Raw genomic sequence first — 16,456 nt, forward strand, 5'->3', positions numbered from 1 at the left:
GATCATTTACCTAATAAAAATCGACCGATATTAATTCCAAAAGCCTTTACTTTTTAACGTAAAGGCTTTTTTGTTTTTACCAAGGTTTTTATTTTAATTGACTGATTTTTAATGGTATTTTATTTTTGTTAATTGCTGTTTTGCGACAATATGACGCACCTATACGTACTTTTAAACTGCTAAAATAATACAAATTTTTCACACTAATTAACATTATAATTATGCAGCCTTACGTTTTTACTCCATCTCTATTGGCTTTACTTATTGCCAATACTTGTTATGCATCATCAGCTGAAACATTACCCGACGGTTCGGCCAAAAGTGATCTTGAACGAATAACTGTTACCGCAACCCGTAAAGAAGCCCTTGATACAGACTTAGCCATGTCTGTGCATGGTATAAGTGAAGAAGAACTCCAAATGGATAATGGCCAGCATGTCGCTGAATCATTAAACAGTATTTCAGGGGTGTTAATTGATCAGTTATCAGGTGGTCAAGGTCATAAAACATCAATTAGAATGCCGATGAATACCAGTGGTTACTATTTATTTCTGCAAGATAATGTGCCTTTACAGTCAGCTGCATTTTTCAATCATAATGCCTTGTGGTGGTCTAGTTTCAATTCTAATGTTGGCCGAATGGAAGTACTTAAAGGGGCAGGAACCGCTTTGTATGGCTCGGGCGCTGTTGCCGCCACCGTAAACATTTTGACCAAACCGGTTGTCGAACAAACTGAAACTGCGATGGATGTTGTGTTGGGTCAAGAGCAATACGGTAAAGTACAAATTAGTCACAGTAATAAACTTTCAAATACACAAGGTATTCGAGCATCGGCTTCCTATGTCACAAATGAAGGCTGGCGAGATCATACAGCCTCACAGCGTGCAGAGATCAACTTGCGCCATGAATATGAATTATCAGCCAATGAGCGGTTAATCACCTCTTTTACTGCCTCTGATCTTGAACAAGAAATGGCAGCGAGCTTGAATGATGACCAGATTGAAAACGATCGTACTAACTCAGGTTTATCTGATGAAGTACTGGCGAGTGATCCTTTACGTAAAACACAATATATGCGTTTAACAACGCAGTGGGATCAAATGAATGAGGACAGTTATTATTCTGTAATTCCTTACTTGCGTCACCGTACTAATGATTATACGGCGACATGGAATAAGAACATGCCTAGAGTGCAATCGACAGTGAATACGGTAGGTTTATTAGCGCTGGCGAATTTTGTTCATACGGCTGACAATGAAACAACAATAGGTGTTGATTTTGAATACACTGAAGGTGACCAACTCTCTTATCAGCCACTAGATTTCACCACGACAGGTTGGGGCGCTGATACCTTTGTCAAAGGTGAGAAATTCTACGATGACACCACAAGTTACACCAGCATTTCACCTTACCTGCAACACAAGCGCACATTGACAAAAAATCTCGATTTAACCCTTGGGGTTCGTTATGACTATGCGAAATATGAATTTACTAATCACCTTGGGGTTTATGGTGATATAGGACATGGAAAAATAAGCTTAGAAGACAGAGATGATGATTTTTCACATCTCAGCCCTAAAGCAAGTTTGAATTATCATTTATCTGAGAATACGAGTACCTATTTTAGGTATGCCAACAGCTTTAGATTACCAACAGCGGGTAGCCTTTATCATTTAACCACTAAGGATAGTGAAGTTGCTGCACCTGTTGATCCTGAAACTTCAGACACCTATGAGATAGGCTATAAAGGTAATTTTGATAACATAACATTCGATGCAGCTCTATATTTTATGGATGTTGATGACGGCATAGTACATGCCTATAACGATCAAGGTCAGCGTTATTTAACTAACGCCACTCGGGTACTTCATAAAGGTATTGAGCTATCTACTTTATGGGTAATCAATGACGAATTAAATTTGAGCGTTGCTTACAGTAAGAGTAAACATGAATTTGATGAACATGACGATTATTCAGGTAATGAAATGCGTATGGCACCCGATTACATTGCTAATGTTCGCTTACGTTATTTACCAAGTTACCTTGAAGGTTTCTCAAGCCAAGTAGAGCTACAATCGGTTGGCGAATACTGGATGGATGATGCAAACAGCACAGACCCTGACACTGGCCTTGAAAGAAAAGATGATGGTTACAGCATTGTTAACTTAAAAGCGCGTTATCAGCTAAATAGTCAACTTTCTTTCAATGCAAGAATTCTTAATTTAACAGACAAGGTCTATGCCCAAGGCGGTGAATATCGTTATGGCAAAAATTCTTGGTCACCGGGTGCGCCCAGAACTGCTTATATGGGTATGAGTTATCAATGGTAATAATAACTAAATGAGAATTCTTATGAAAAATATTAACAACCGACTAAAGCTATTAATTTTGGTGACCTTTATCTTAAGCACGGGCATTAGTCAGCAAGTGTTGGCTGAGCCCATGGATCATAGTCAGCATCAAGGTCAAAAATCAGTAAAGCAAGCGAAGACAATTTGTCAAAAAATTGCAGTGACATGTGGAAAAACGGTTACCAGTGCTTTTGCACCTAACGGTGACTTTTGGCGAATTTGGAGTCAACAAGATAACATTTATTATCAAATTTCACCTGATAACGGTCAAAATTTTGGTATAGCTAAAGCTGTTGGTATAGCCAAAGAAAAGATATCAGCACGAAATGAGAATAGACCCAAAATAGCGTTTGATTCAAAGCAAGGTGTCTATTTGTCGTGGGCTTCACCGCGTGAGAAAAAATACACCGCAGATATTCGATATAGTTATTCCAGTGATTACGGTAAAACTTTTTCCACGCCTATTACCGTAAACGATGATGGTTTGCTCACGGGACATAGCTTTAATGAAATGGTAGTCAACGACGAAGGCGACGTTAGCATCGTCTGGTTAGATGGTCGTTTAAAGCAAAGGAAAGATGCCGGCAATGGCTCTGCCATTTTCATTGCCAGTGGCAACATGACAAAAGCAAAATCACAGTTTGTTAATCAAGAAGTCGTTAATGGCACCTGCGTTTGTTGCAGGTTAGCGGTGGATTATAACCAGCAAGGTAAGCTCGCTATATTATGGCGTCATATTTATGGGGATAATATCAGAGAATTTGCCATTACCACGCTAGGTGAGCAGAGTACGCCCTATCAAGTAAGTCATGATCACTGGAAAATAAACGGTTGCCCACACCAAGGAGGCGCTTTATCTATAGCTCAAGATAATCGCTATCACATGGTTTGGTACAACCAAGGTGATAAAGGCAAAGGTATTTTCTATAGCTATTCTAACGATGCAGGTAAGTCATTATCATTACCTTTAGCGGTTGGGGAACAAGCAGCACAAGCGGCTCATCCACATATGAGTGAAAGAAAGGGTGTTATTGATATTGTTTGGACCCAATTCACAGGAACTGAACATCAGTTATGGCATCAACAATCTACCGATAAAGGCGTGACGTTTGGAATTGCTAGGGTGCTAGCAACATCGACTAAGGGTTCTGATAGACCTTTTATAGTCCAAGGACAAAACAATAGTTTTGTGTCTTGGCATCGCTTTCAACAAGGTCATTGGTTGAACCAATTATGAAAAGGCTAATGTGGGTAAAAACACTACTATTTACTAATGTAATTTTTCTTATTAGTGCGCTGCTGATGGGCACGCTATTCATTAGTGGCTTAGTTCAAGCAGAGCCTGTAGGTAATAGCTCTATTGAGTTTAGCAAAATTCGTTTTGAACAAGTGACACAAGAGAGAAAAGGTCAAAAGTGGTTAGCGTTACTTTGGTCTGTTGACTGTCCTCCTTGTATGAAAGAACTCGCATTAGTGCAAAAGTTACAACAAAAACAGAAAAATTTAGCGGTAGTGATCATAAATACAGACACTGAAGAGAGCAGTGAGCAGAAAAGAGCCGACATTATAAAACACTTTAAACTGATGAATTTGAAAAACTTTCACTTCACACAAGGGCAGGAGGCTCAACAAAGGTACCAAGTTGACCCTCAATGGTTTGGTGAATTGCCGCGCAGCTACTTTATTGATGAACAGGGAAAGTTTCATGGAAAGAGTGGTTTAATCGCTGAAGAGTTTTTAACGCAGTGGTTATTAATACTTTAAAATTAAGAGCTTGTGTGTTTTAGCGTTATTTCATTGCATGATTTTTATGGAATAGCGTTTGAAATAATTCACTAAAACTAGCGCTTATCAACCAATAATGCCATGGCTTACTCGTCATGGTCTTTTTCTTTAACGGAGCATGAGCTTTATTCTGATCTACCTGAATTTGTTCTAATATAGCTTTTTGTTTTTTTATCTCTCGTCGTTCACTCGCTTCATTGGCACGTTCAGCAAACTGTTTCCTTTTTTCAGCATTCATCTGAGATAAAATACTGACCACATTGGTTGAGGTTTTACCTTTAATTTTTTGCTTTGGTTTTGGTGTACTACACATAAGTTCACCTGTGATATAAATCGAACTGATACTAAAGAAGAACCTGATACTGGGATTTATATTTCATCTACTATTGAATTGCTATAGATTATTAATCAGGATTTTATTCGCTAAGGAACCAAACTATGACTGATAGCCCAGACCATACTCAAGCTGAACACTATTTACTTAATAAGCCAGAAACAACCTTAGAGTTCCCATTCGGCGAGGAAGTTAAAGTATTCAAAGTGAAAAACAAAATGTTTGCGACGCTGGCTATCGGAAAAATGGGCAAGGGCAATGGTAATAGCGAATCGTCTGAAAAAGAAGATTGGTGGATGAACTTGAAGTGCGATCCCGATGAGGCAGTTATGTTACGTGATATATTTCCATCGATTATCCCTGGCTATCATATGAATAAAATATTAAGTGTTATAATACCCATGATGTGTTTAAAAGGAAGTTGATCAAATATGTATCGTAAATACGCTATTAGTTATATACGCTTTTCTACTGCAGAACAATCACTAGGAGATTCGTATAATAGGCAGTTTGAAGAAGCAGAAAGATTTTGTTTCGAAAATAATATTAAGATAGTTAAGGATTACAAAGATCTCGGAAAGTCAGCATACAAGTCAGTTAACCTTGCCCCTGAATCTGGTCTTAATTATTTTTTAAATGCTTTAAAAAGGGGGGAGATATCAAATCCTAAAGAAACTCATTTATTAGTTGAATCTCTAGATCGATTATCCCGTGCTCAAGTCACTACAAGTATGCATTTATTTTTAGGTATTCTTAAACAAGGAATATCAATTCTTACGTTAGCGGATGGGAAGGTTTATGAGCAAGGTTGTGAGCTATCAGATATTGTAACAAGTGTAATGATGTTGGCAAAAGCGCATCAAGAAAGTGTAGACAAATCTTATCGTATAGGAAAGGTATGGAAGAGAAAAAAAGAAGCTGCTAGGGCTGATGCTAAGAATAAAGCGGGTACAGATAAGAAAGTTACAGCTTTAACAAAAATGTGTCCATTTTGGTTGAAAATAGTTAAAGAAAATGATCGATTCGTATATGAAATAAAAGAAATAGAAGTGAATACGGTGAAGTTAATTTTTGACTTGGCTACAGGAGATGCGATTGATAATGAAGTTGAGCTGTCAATATCCGTTGAAAATACTAAATTTAGTTCTATTGAAATTGCCAGAATTTTAAATAACGAAAATATTCCCATTATCAAAAGTGGTAAAAGAAAAAGAACAGACTACTGGCATGCATCAAATATAAACAGAATTATTACAAATAAAGCAGTTTACGGTATATATCAGCCTAAATTATTAGTGAAAAAAGAATATACACATCATGATGATTTTAATGAATCTTATCCAGTAGAGAAACCGTATTTTGAAAATGATGGTGAAGCAATTGAAGAATTTTTCCCTGTAATAATATCTAAAGACAAATTTGATCGCGCAACTCATCAACGAGAAGAAAAATTTAAAGGAAAACGAGGTAAAAAAGGAAAAAGATTTTCAAATTTATTTAATGGATTAGCTCTCTGCAGAAAGTGTCAATCAAGTATGGTTCATTCAGATAAGGGAACCAGTAAAAAAGGCAAACGTTGGGTATACTTACAATGTTCAAATGCTCGCATTAAAGGTGGTTGTTCAGCTACGAGTATTAACTACAGTATATTAGAATATAACGTGCTGCAGTTTGTTCAAGGAACAAATTTTTCTGAATTAATTAGTAATATTCAATTACCAAGCGTTGGGGAAATTAGCCAACAGCAAAATATTATCGATATTGTGGAAGCGAACTTAAATAAAATAAGCAAACAGTTTCATAAATACATGGAATTTGATGATGACAATGATCCCGATTTCGCTGATGAAATAAAACTAAAGCTAATTGAATTAAGAAAGGAAAAACGTACATTAAATAGTAAATGGAGTAATGAAAAAGTTAAATTAGGAAATATGTTAACACGCACTTCATCAGTGAACTTAGATGAAATGTCTTTTAAAAAATTGATAAAAGAAATCGATATTTCAAATCAATCAAAAGAAAATGATGACGTATATTTTAAACGTCAAAAAGTTAATAGTTTACTTACATCATTAATTTCTCATGTTTATGTCGACACCCTGCGTTTAAAAGCTCTAATTTTTTATAAAAGTAATGTAATACAATTAGTAGATATTAAAGATGAGATTGCAACAGGAACCATTTTTTCAACTGTTCGTTTACCAAGCTTTAAGTTTTCATCCAAGATTGAAAGCTCATATCAGGATGCGTTTAAAGATGCGTTTTATGATCTTGTCATGATGTTGATTGACGGAAAAATGAATATGTCTGCAACCTCTTTAAATGAATCAGAAAATGAGGGACTGTTAAATTTAGAAAAAAACTTTAGTCATGTAATGTCTTACCCAAAAATTTTGGCAGATTCTTTTAAAGCAGGAGGGAATGATTTTAGCGTTAAATTCAATGAAGAGCAGTATTGGTTTGAGGTTAGTTAATTCCTCGATAATAAGTGTATGACTAGTCATTCTAATATGCTTTCACACGAGGTATATACATAGACATATACCTCGTGTGAATGATTTGAAATTATTTAATTCTTGTTGTTGATTTAACTTTTATTTGTGTGATGGATTGGTATGCGGCTATTTGGGGTGATTATTCAGATTATCACCAAAGCTTTAAATTTATTATTAAAGGGTTATGTACTTTAATGTTTATAAAAGAGTCCCTCACCGATCATACCAATGCAGTTGACTAGGTTACTGTTCATTATAGTGAACTTTAGTCATATTTAGACTGTTATGTGGAAATGTGTGCATTGCTGGCATGTTAGTTTCAATTTTAGCCATCTTCTTCCAACATTAAATGTAATTTCCAAATACTTTAGAATTTTACAAAAAAATCACTATTAGCATTTATTTAATAAAGACATAAATAAAATAGTCGGCGGCTTTCTTTGTGTAATAGTTTTAAATATACTGAATTCCTATTTCTTATATGGGTAATGTAGAAACTATGGATGGTATTGATTCAAGAACAATAGAAATATTAGATAATAATTATGAGCAAGGAGAGCTTTATAATGAACTCATTATTTGCAGTAACGCCCTAATCAATACAAAACATATATTTACTTCAGAAGATGGTTGGCACCCTCTAGTAATACGTAAAGGAAAAATACCTCGTGTTTGGCTTTCAATAAAACATCTCGTTTCTGTAGGATCAAAAAAGGAACAACATTATTTGGATTTAATTGTAGATTCTAAATTGAAGCACCCTGATTTATCTCTTATTGCAAGTGTCCACGGTTTCCAAATCAAGTTGGGTGAAGATATTATTGTAGAATCGGGTAATCATAAAGGTAATATTTTAGAAGTTTATAAGCTTGATTTTCGTCCATTAGGTTTAAATATCCATGGTGATCATTCTCATTTATCTATTGGTAATAATAATATGTCGAATAATACATCGAAAAATAGTAACTCTATGTTTGGAATTTAACTAGAATGAAGTTATTGAGTTTTGAATTAAACGGAACAAATCATAAATTCATATCAAATGAATGTAATGATTTAGATAATAAGTATACTTTTCTGGTAGGCGAAAATGGGTCGGGGAAAACGGAGTGTTTAGTTCAAATAATTAATTCTCTTAATCGTTATCAGCTTCAGCATGAACAGCATGAACAGCATAGGGATATGTTGGATAAACACCTAGAAAATAGATATAAATCTTCATTAGTCGATTTTAAAATTAAATCTAATTTGGTTTTCGAAAAAAAAGATGAAAAAATAAGTATTTCGTTTGAAAAAACAGATGCACCAAGAGAAATAATTGGATTCGATGGTAAAAAAATAAACTTAAATCAAAATTCATTTCGATATATCTATAATTTCAAAACATCGGCTACGGTATGTAATAAAGCTGATTATGACAAAGAGAGCAGTATAATTGCAATTTCGGAAAGTCCTTATAATAAGTTCCCTATATTGCAATCAGATTCCTATTTCAATTATTACAATATAGGGGTAAATACAGAAGAAAAAAATGAATATTTAAATCATCAAAGTGATGATTATGTTCATCCAAAAGTTAAACAATTAACAATGTCTATTTGTGGATCTTTATCTGAGCATCATAAGACTAATTTTAGTCATTTATTTAGAATGTTAGGTTTCTCGGAGAAAATAAAATTTACACTTAAAATAAAAGATAGTTTTAAATATTTAAATAATAACAGTAAAGAATTAGCAGAAAGAGTGGTTTCAAACAGATATAGAGATACTAGATTTTCTAGTGTAGGTAAAAATACAGAAAAAGAAATTGAAAGTAAAAAAAATCAAGATAAAACCGAAATTATAAAAGCTATAGATGGTTTACATAAATTAGAGCCTAATTTATTCACTATAGAATCAAATCAATATCATGACTCTATGAATAGAGAGTTGGATTTTGACATTGATTTTAATAGCTATACATTGATGACTGGTTATGTAAAAACGTTAATTGAATATGACGTATTATTTGTTTCAAATATTTATTTTTATAATCTAAAATTTGAAAAGCAAAGTATTGATTCTAGTAGATTAAGTTCAGGTCAATTATGTGTATTAAATCTTATTTTCGGAATATCATCAAAAATACTCAATAACTCCTTAATATTAATAGATGAGCCTGAGATAAGTCTACATCCACACTGGCAATCTAATATCATTTCAGTTATTCATAATTCATTTAAAAATTACACAGCGTGTCATTTTATTATTGCGACACATTCACCTCATATTATATCGAATGTAATTAAAAATAACTCATCTCTTGTACTTATGGAAAACAGTGAAAATAATAATTTAGCTAATGATATTATAAATACAGAATATGGCTGCCAAGGTTGGACTGTTGAAGAAATACTTCATGATATTATGGGTATGTCTGATACAAGAACAGATGAATACCACCAGAGAATTAAAGAATTTGAGGTTGCTATTGAACAAGATAACTATTTACTCGCAAAAGCTTCTTTTACTGAACTAGATAACTTACTCCATCCAAATAACCATTTAAGAAAACTCCTTAAACTTGACTTAGTGTCAGTAAAAAGTGAAGTCGAATGATAAAATTGGAAAGAGAAACTAAACCTGATTATTTATCAGATGAGAAAGTTTTTGAACTCACGGAAAGCTTTAAAGCTACTAAAAAATCGGTTTGGAACCATGACCATATAAAAATACCACTGCTGAGATCTAGTCATAGTAAATGTGCTTATTGTGAATGCCCGTTGACTTCTGCAAGCAACTATATGGAAGTTGAGCATTTTGAGGATAAAAATCATTATCCAGAAAAGGTGGTTCTATGGGAAAATCTGTTACCATCTTGTAAGAAGTGCAATGGAGCTAAAGGTCAACATGATGTAATCGGTGATCCAATAATTAATCCATATGTTGAAGACCCAAAAAATCACCTATCAATGCGTTTATATCGGTTTAGGGCAAAATCTGATAAAGGTCAGAGCACAATTGAAGTGACACAATTAAACAGCTCAGATAGATCGGTATTTTGCCGTTATGAAATAGGTGAAAAAATCAGTGAAATGATTGATCTAGGTTTTGAACGTTGGAATGAATATTTAGTAAGAAATAATACTCGTAGTAAAAATAAGTTAGTTAATTTAGTCCAGGGACTACTTAATGAGTGCCAACCTACATCTTCTTACTCGGCTTCTACAGCTACGAACTTACTCACAGATCCTAAGTTTATTGAATTGATGTCTCTGATGAGAGAAGCAGACATAGTATCTGAAGAATTAGATGATTTGATTCTGAAAGCTTCTACTTTAGTACTTGATTATGTTTAAGATAGAGCTACCAATAAAAATCTAACTTTTATTCACTAATATTATTTTTGTGGCATAAATTGATTTTTTCAAATGGTTACGTCAACTAATTAGTATTTTTGGATTTTATGATTAAACATACTTTCGACACTCCAATAATCAGCATGTACTTTGACAAAAGGTAGTTTTTGCCTTTTATAAATGTACTTTATACATCTTCATGATGAATAACAAAGTGAGAAAAACCGCTATTTATCAAGGTTTTTTGAAATTACTCTTCTTTAGTATATATTGTCTAACAGTATGGTAATGCTAAACATTTTCCTTAATGAGAGTTTTTATTTATTTAAACACTTAAGCATTGATCGTTATTATTTTTATAAAGACCTTTTGTTTCAATTGATTATCTTAAGCTTAATGCAGCATATACCTCATAGTTGTTTGAATCTTTCATTTGAGGCAGGTGAAAGGCTGAATAGCGGGATTTATTTATAATCTGACAATAAGGTTAACAGTTTAATTATTTAAACCTTAAACATTGACTTTAAGGCTCTTAAATAAATTTACCCATCTGGCTAATTTACTAAAAAGCCTAAAAGCCTATCTGTGGGTAAAGAACAGACATTTCTGGTATTAGAAATAAACCATAAGTGAATGGTTTACCTTATTTAGGTTCATTATTTGTTACTGGTTAAAAAATAACAGGTTGAAAATAAATTTAAATGGGAATTAACTCAAGGCATAAAGCTTATTATATAAATGTACATTACGCCTTGTTAGAAGTGATAACGATATTTAAAATCCAGCTATTTCTAGAGGATTTTAAATAAATTCATTCTTTAGTATATATTACTGATTAGTGTAATTTAGAATCATTATCAGGTGGGGAGCTTTCATTGACCTGTTTATTATCAAGTGGTGTTTCTAATTTTGGATATTTCTTTGAGCTGAAAAATACGAATTTAAGACGTTCTAAAAAAGTTAAATTAATCTTTTTAGAACTGTGATTATCATTTTGTTCTTTGCTAATAGGCACATCAGTTTTTACACAGCTAACTTTATCTGTTTTTTTAGGTGTATCTTTATAAGCGATAACGAGATTTGAATAATCAAACTTATAAGGCTGATCGTTTGTTTTTGTTATTTTTATCGCCTTTCTAAGCTCTAGCTGATCTGTCCATGCACCTTTACCAAAATAAAATGGATTGAGTACAAATACGCTTTTATCTAAATGAAATAATACTTGTTTCTTTTTTAGAATCAGTAAAATATTATCAAATGTCTTTAATTCAATTTCTAGTGTTTTAATGATCTGTTTTTTGATAGATGAATTTAAATTAATAATACTCGACTCAAAGTCTGCTAGATCTGCCAATCTTCTTATTATGTTATTTTCTTGCTTAGTTAAAGTGTTTAAGCCATCTAAATGCTGTGTATAAGTCTGGAAATAATGTGGCTGTGTATTTTTAACTGTTTTGAAAATCACGTCTTCTTCGTAGTGAATTGTATTTCCTTCTTTATCCCGAATTGTATGTGTATTCGTTCGTTCTAAATGAAACTTTTTCTTGTTATTTGTGCCTAATTCATCTTGTTTTCTTCCAAATAATTTTTTCATATTATATATCCTCATATTGTTGTTATTATATATTCGTAAGTTTTACATGGTTGTTATTCCAAAATTGAATATGAAGTGATAATACAAATAAAAAACTTTACTGTCAACGTGATAATTAAATAAAACGCTTAAAATACAAGGCTCTATATACTATTATATATTTTTTGTTAGTACTGACAGAGGGACAATCCTTAACGAAGTGACAGGTTGTCCTATCTGGAAAGAGTGAAAAATATCTCATTAGCTATTTGGTTTTCTTCCATTTTTCACTCTTCCTCTTTAAATAAATTTCCTGTTTGATATGTTTAATGTATCAAACAATGAAAATCAATTATGTTAAAAAACTGGACGGTTGTGACACAACCAATAAAGCAAAAAGGCGTAGGTTTACTAAAATTTCTAAGATACTTAGTCTCGGATGATCACAAAAACCACAAAGGTAAAACCACTATAAAGCCCATATTTGGCAATATAGAGCGTTTTTATTTAAAGACGGTGTTGAACATCACTAAACAAGAATTACACACGGCAAAACGTAAAAAGGGAGGTCGTGGATTTAATTCTTTTGCCCAAAGTGTGTGTTTTTCTTTACCTCCCAATTTACCTGTAGAAATTACATTAGAACAGTGGAAGTTAATAAGTAAAGATATAGTCATTGAATTAATCAATTTCTTAAATGTATCTGCTGAAGAGATAAAAGATCATCTGTTTATAAATTTACATGACCAAGACAATCCACATTTGAACATGATAATAGGCAAAGTGATCAATGGAGAAACAAGGATTGAGCTGCAACAAAAAAGTATCGTCAGGGTGTTAAAACATGCTTTTAATTTATCTGTATTAAAAAGAGTAGGTCTTGATCACTGTCAGTATCAACCTGCAACAAAAAGAAAAAAACGATATAAAGAACACTATTACCAACAAAACAAACAAATTATTAATACCTTAAGTGAATGCCATGATAATTCATCACCATCTTGTCAAAGTTCATTAACTAGAGGTACCTCAAGTCAATTAGTTCCTACTGAACAATCAAAAAGTACCAATATAAAAAATAATAAAAGAAGGTATACATAATGAAAAACTTAAAATTAATTAAAGATATAAGTGAAAAGCTAGCATCAGAAAATGATTATAATTTAGTTAAAAATAACTGGATATTAAAAGAAGTAGATATTCTAGTTGATATTGATCCTCGTTTTGAAGACCTATTTGAAAAGGCAAAGTGTTTTAAACCTAGCGTACTGTCAGATTATATTAACGACTCGTTTAAAGAAGAGCTTTTATTTTACAGTCGAGACAAAAAAAATCCTCCACAATTACAAATATTAAGAAATGTAAAAGATTGCTGTGAATTACCTGATTTTAATTTATACCATTATTTAAAAGCAGGTTTTTCTGTCAAAGAGGCATTGTTACACTGTTATAATCACCGATACGTAAAACACAAATTTATTCGTTGGGATAAAGACATCACCGCAGGAATTGAATATTTAATATCAGAAAATATGGTTTTGTGTGACTGTCTAAAGAAACATAGTAATGGTAATCGTGAAAAGAAAAATAGAACAGGTTCCACTAAGATGCAAACGCTTAAACCTAAGCCAAACTTTTTAATATAAGTAGAGTGATATGATGGAATTTGAAAACCTAAAAAAATATATTTTATCTAAACCTGAATCTACTTTGGAGTTTCCGTTTGGTGAAGATACATCTGTCTTTAAAGTTAAAAATAAAATGTTTGCCTTGGTTGGAGAAAGAAACAATTTAATGATGATGAATTTAAAATGTGATCCTGATGAAGGTGCTGCTTTGCGAGATATATATCCTGCAATAACTGAAGGATACCATATGGACAAAAAGCACTGGATAAGCATCTATTTTGATAGCTCAGTGCCTGAAAATGAGGTACTACGATTAATTGATAATTCTTACATGTTAGTTGTTAGTAAAATGACTAAAAAAGATCAAGAGTCGATTTTGATTAAAATTTAAATCGAATTTGAAATTATATTAAATTCGATAAAGTTTAAGTTGTTTGATTTGAATAGCATTAGTCAGTTGGTTGAATTATTTGTTCTGAAACTGATGTCATGGTACGAAAAGGTTTTAACTCTCTCTGCCACATACTTAATGTCTTAGCTCTTCTTTCAGCAGTATTTTTACTTAATGAAGGGCATTTCTCAATCAAAAATGCTGTAGCAGTGGATGGATCTAATTCATCAACAGATTTTTTATTTGACCATTTTAGCCAAGCCCAACCACAGTCGCTACTCTCAAACCTGATTGCAACTATATTCATTTTTTGAGCATAACTCATTGTACTGAATTGATATCCAACTGAATTAATAGCGTTGTTTTTTGATAATAAACCTAGTGTTCTAGCCGCATGAAGGTAATAAGCCACTTGTCTTTCTGTTGTTAAGTTTAGAAGAGAAGGTGTAATAAATCTCCCTTCACTTTTTAATTCTACAGCATGAAATATCTTAGATAAATTATTGGCCTGAGGTACTAATAAACTTGAAATTAATGAAGAAGATTGTTCTTTTAATTGTTCTAGGGATTCTAAAGCTTTTTCTTTAGATATATTTAATTCAGCTTCAAACTTTTCTGCAAGACCAAATTGAATTTTAACTTTACCATCAATCACTTCTTCTAAAAGAGTTTCAATAGTACTTACATCAATATTTAATTCTAATAACTTCGGGAAAGGATTTTGTTCTTCGTTTAATATATTAAATATTGTTTTAATTACAGGTAGACATTCTTTTATATTGGGAGATTTAAGGCGTAAAATGAACGAACCAGGACGAGCATCTAAAGGTGTCAGTGATTTATTTCTAATTTTTAAGCTCTTTAGTATTTCTAAATATAATGAAGAAAAAGCATCCGCAACCTTAGATATAGAAGCTAAGTTTGGTGCTAATCTACCTGCGAACCTTTTAATATAAAGTTCTGTAACATCTTCACCATCTTCTACTTGAAATGACTTGGATAAATTATCCGTTAATTCAATATAAAATGTGCTTGGAGGTAATATTTCATCAGTCAGTTGTGAAGCAGAATATTGCTGAACTTGTGAGGTAATATCTTCATTGAAATATGTTTCCACCTTGAAAACTAAATCATTAGGGTAGATAAATACGTCTCTTAATTTTATTTTTGATTGTTCTAATTCTATTAATCTTTGATCGCTTACAGGAGCGTATAGCCATTCATCTCCATCATCATTTGAACCAATCCAAAAGGCTATATAATAAGTACCGACACCATTGACAGCACTAAATAATTTTGGACCTTCGTAATATTCATAAACATGAAAAATTTCTAAATTACCGAAATATGCTGATTTAGGAAGTATTTCCATTAGATCTCTTCCTTTAAAACTTCAAATATAATTTGTGGTTGGGCTGATTTTAAGTACCAAACAGTATGGTGAGTTGGCTCAAAAGTTTTCATTGTTAAGCCTAAAGTTGGCACCAGTTCACCCACAGCTATTTTTTTATTTCTAAGAGGAGGAAATAATTGACGTTTTTTTTGAATATCTTTTAATTCTCTAAATTGAGAGGTTCCACAAGCATTTGCAATAGCAGACTGATTAAATTTTCTATTAGGATACTCCTCATAAGTTGACCTGAAGTCCCCACGAGTAGGTGGGTGTTCATTAACTAATCGAAAGGATGTACCTTCAGTAGCCACTGCTTTTGAAGGAGGGGTATTTTCTGGATAAAATTCAGGCCAATCTGCCATTAAACTACTCACTGTGATATAAGTTCTTCCATGTTCAGCAAGTTTTTAACACGTATCGGGAGTTTCTTCAATATTTTTTATACGATCGATAGTATGATTCAAGGAATCTATAGATAAATCATTGCCGTAAAATTTCCTAGAAAGTGATAGGGCTGATACGCCTACGGAACCAGATCCCATAAAGGGATCACAAATCAGAAAGCCTTTTTCAGTACTTTGTTCTATTAATATATCCATCAAAGCAACGGGTTTTTCTGTTGGATAACCTCTATAAACTCTTGGTACTTGCAATACATCGGGTATCGCAAGATTGTTCAATTTTCGTTTACCCTTTTCAAAGAAAAGAATAAATTCATATCTTGCTCGATAATGATATCCCATGCCTATTTTCATCTTATCCCAAACAATAGGCTTCCAGAATTTAAAGCCACATGATTCTGCTATTGGTTTTACAATAAAGGCGGTTTCTTGATCGCATAGCAAATAAAAATGAGTGTTATTTTTTAATGTTCTATATATTTCAATGAATAGTTCTTCGAATCGAGAGTTTGGAAATATTTCAAACCAATTGTTACTAGAGGATTTACTGTGTTTTAGACGAGTTGTGGTGCCTATTTTTCGATGTTTTTCTAAAGATTCATATGGAGGATCTGTAATGACTAAATCTAAACTTTCATCAGGTAAAGATTTCAGGAAATCAACAGCATCGCTTTGACTTATTATAAAATTACTGTCCATGAGATATTAATGCCAAATTTAAGCTGTATAAAGATCCAGCATGTTAGCAGAATTGGAGGCTATTA

At 32.6% G+C, this 16,456-nt stretch carries 15 protein-coding genes and 1 pseudogene; 11 read left to right on the top strand and 5 right to left on the bottom strand.

What is annotated here, in order from left to right; translation table 11 throughout:
* Positions 1-221: 221 nt before the first annotated feature.
* The 3 genes from CPS_RS02180 to CPS_RS22775 are packed head-to-tail and all read left to right on the top strand — an operon-like array spanning position 222 to position 4,115.
* Positions 222-2,330, top strand: a complete 2,109-nt coding sequence (locus CPS_RS02180; RefSeq protein WP_011041346.1) for a TonB-dependent receptor — start codon at positions 222-224, stop codon at positions 2,328-2,330.
* 22 nt (positions 2,331-2,352) lie between these two features.
* Complete coding sequence (locus tag CPS_RS02185) at positions 2,353-3,588, top strand: sialidase family protein (protein ID WP_138140225.1); 1,236 nt, start codon at positions 2,353-2,355, stop codon at positions 3,586-3,588.
* An 8-nt stretch (positions 3,589-3,596) separates the two neighbouring features.
* Positions 3,597-4,115, top strand: a complete 519-nt coding sequence (locus tag CPS_RS22775; protein ID WP_187148285.1) for a TlpA family protein disulfide reductase — start codon at positions 3,597-3,599, stop codon at positions 4,113-4,115.
* Between the two features lie 25 nt (positions 4,116-4,140).
* Here the strand turns inward: CPS_RS22775 and CPS_RS02195 are convergent, their stop codons facing one another.
* Positions 4,141-4,449, bottom strand: coding sequence for a hypothetical protein (locus CPS_RS02195; protein WP_011041349.1), 309 nt, complete (start codon positions 4,447-4,449; stop codon positions 4,141-4,143).
* Between the two features lie 125 nt (positions 4,450-4,574).
* Here CPS_RS02195 and CPS_RS02200 point away from each other — a divergent pair.
* The 5 genes and pseudogenes from CPS_RS02200 to CPS_RS02220 form a co-directional block, all read left to right on the top strand.
* Positions 4,575-4,856, top strand: a pseudogene (locus CPS_RS02200) (MmcQ/YjbR family DNA-binding protein); the annotation flags it as partial.
* A gap of 45 nt (positions 4,857-4,901) precedes the next feature.
* On the top strand, positions 4,902-6,947 hold the full coding sequence (locus CPS_RS02205; RefSeq protein ID WP_011041351.1) for a recombinase family protein: 2,046 nt from the start codon (positions 4,902-4,904) through the stop codon (positions 6,945-6,947).
* Between the two features lie 520 nt (positions 6,948-7,467).
* Positions 7,468-7,953, top strand: a complete 486-nt coding sequence (locus CPS_RS02210) for a hypothetical protein (protein ID WP_011041353.1) — start codon at positions 7,468-7,470, stop codon at positions 7,951-7,953.
* Between the two features lie 5 nt (positions 7,954-7,958).
* Positions 7,959-9,566, top strand: a complete 1,608-nt coding sequence (locus tag CPS_RS22780; protein WP_049757717.1) for an AAA family ATPase — start codon at positions 7,959-7,961, stop codon at positions 9,564-9,566.
* Positions 9,563-10,306 (top strand): HNH endonuclease, encoded by a 744-nt coding sequence (locus CPS_RS02220; protein ID WP_011041355.1) that lies wholly within the window; start codon positions 9,563-9,565, stop codon positions 10,304-10,306. The genes CPS_RS22780 and CPS_RS02220 overlap by 4 nt, the downstream gene beginning before the upstream one ends.
* 835 nt (positions 10,307-11,141) lie before the next feature.
* On the opposite strand, the gene CPS_RS02225 is transcribed toward CPS_RS02220, so the two are convergent.
* Complete coding sequence (locus CPS_RS02225; RefSeq protein ID WP_011041356.1) at positions 11,142-11,900, bottom strand: hypothetical protein; 759 nt, start codon at positions 11,898-11,900, stop codon at positions 11,142-11,144.
* 333 nt (positions 11,901-12,233) lie between these two features.
* Between CPS_RS02225 and CPS_RS02230 the strand changes: the two genes are divergently transcribed.
* From CPS_RS02230 to CPS_RS02240, 3 genes are read left to right on the top strand one after another with little or no spacing between them, the layout of a single operon-like run.
* Positions 12,234-12,980 carry a hypothetical protein gene (locus CPS_RS02230; protein ID WP_011041357.1) on the top strand — a complete coding sequence of 249 codons (747 nt, stop codon included), beginning with the start codon at positions 12,234-12,236 and terminating at the stop codon, positions 12,978-12,980.
* Positions 12,980-13,525 carry a hypothetical protein gene (locus CPS_RS02235; RefSeq protein ID WP_011041358.1) on the top strand — a complete coding sequence of 182 codons (546 nt, stop codon included), beginning with the start codon at positions 12,980-12,982 and terminating at the stop codon, positions 13,523-13,525. The genes CPS_RS02230 and CPS_RS02235 overlap by 1 nt, the downstream gene beginning before the upstream one ends.
* A 13-nt stretch (positions 13,526-13,538) precedes the next feature.
* Positions 13,539-13,898: an MmcQ/YjbR family DNA-binding protein gene (locus CPS_RS02240; protein WP_041736583.1), complete on the top strand. Its 360-nt coding sequence runs from the start codon at positions 13,539-13,541 to the stop codon at positions 13,896-13,898.
* Between the two features lie 58 nt (positions 13,899-13,956).
* Here CPS_RS02240 and CPS_RS24015 read toward each other — a convergent pair whose 3' ends face one another.
* The 3 genes from CPS_RS24015 to CPS_RS02255 are packed head-to-tail and all read right to left on the bottom strand — an operon-like array spanning position 13,957 to position 16,391.
* Positions 13,957-15,270, bottom strand: coding sequence for a DUF6575 domain-containing protein (locus CPS_RS24015; RefSeq protein ID WP_011041360.1), 1,314 nt, complete (start codon positions 15,268-15,270; stop codon positions 13,957-13,959).
* Entirely contained in the window at positions 15,270-15,653 is a 384-nt protein-coding gene (locus CPS_RS02250) for a hypothetical protein (RefSeq protein ID WP_011041361.1), read from the bottom strand. The genes CPS_RS24015 and CPS_RS02250 overlap by 1 nt, the downstream gene beginning before the upstream one ends.
* Before the next feature lie 45 nt (positions 15,654-15,698).
* Positions 15,699-16,391, bottom strand: coding sequence for a DNA-methyltransferase (locus CPS_RS02255; protein WP_011041362.1), 693 nt, complete (start codon positions 16,389-16,391; stop codon positions 15,699-15,701).
* Between the last annotated feature and the right edge of the window lie 65 nt (positions 16,392-16,456).

Origin of the sequence: Colwellia psychrerythraea 34H, from assembly GCF_000012325.1 — a bacterium.
GTDB lineage: Bacteria > Pseudomonadota > Gammaproteobacteria > Enterobacterales > Alteromonadaceae > Colwellia > Colwellia psychrerythraea_A.

Coding starts and splice junctions, on each gene's coding strand:
- CPS_RS02180 (WP_011041346.1), top strand. CDS start 222: ATGCAGCCTTACGTTTTTACTCCATCTCTATTGGCTTTACTTATTGCC.
- CPS_RS02210 (WP_011041353.1), top strand. CDS start 7,468: ATGGATGGTATTGATTCAAGAACAATAGAAATATTAGATAATAATTAT.
- CPS_RS24015 (WP_011041360.1), bottom strand. CDS start 15,270: ATGGAAATACTTCCTAAATCAGCATATTTCGGTAATTTAGAAATTTTT.
- CPS_RS02225 (WP_011041356.1), bottom strand. CDS start 11,900: ATGAAAAAATTATTTGGAAGAAAACAAGATGAATTAGGCACAAATAAC.
- CPS_RS02250 (WP_011041361.1), bottom strand. CDS start 15,653: ATGGCAGATTGGCCTGAATTTTATCCAGAAAATACCCCTCCTTCAAAA.
- CPS_RS22780 (WP_049757717.1), top strand. CDS start 7,959: ATGAAGTTATTGAGTTTTGAATTAAACGGAACAAATCATAAATTCATA.
- CPS_RS02205 (WP_011041351.1), top strand. CDS start 4,902: ATGTATCGTAAATACGCTATTAGTTATATACGCTTTTCTACTGCAGAA.
- CPS_RS22775 (WP_187148285.1), top strand. CDS start 3,597: ATGTGGGTAAAAACACTACTATTTACTAATGTAATTTTTCTTATTAGT.
- CPS_RS02195 (WP_011041349.1), bottom strand. CDS start 4,449: ATGTGTAGTACACCAAAACCAAAGCAAAAAATTAAAGGTAAAACCTCA.
- CPS_RS02185 (WP_138140225.1), top strand. CDS start 2,353: ATGAAAAATATTAACAACCGACTAAAGCTATTAATTTTGGTGACCTTT.
- CPS_RS02235 (WP_011041358.1), top strand. CDS start 12,980: ATGAAAAACTTAAAATTAATTAAAGATATAAGTGAAAAGCTAGCATCA.
- CPS_RS02255 (WP_011041362.1), bottom strand. CDS start 16,391: ATGGACAGTAATTTTATAATAAGTCAAAGCGATGCTGTTGATTTCCTG.
- CPS_RS02240 (WP_041736583.1), top strand. CDS start 13,539: ATGGAATTTGAAAACCTAAAAAAATATATTTTATCTAAACCTGAATCT.
- CPS_RS02230 (WP_011041357.1), top strand. CDS start 12,234: ATGTTAAAAAACTGGACGGTTGTGACACAACCAATAAAGCAAAAAGGC.
- CPS_RS02220 (WP_011041355.1), top strand. CDS start 9,563: ATGATAAAATTGGAAAGAGAAACTAAACCTGATTATTTATCAGATGAG.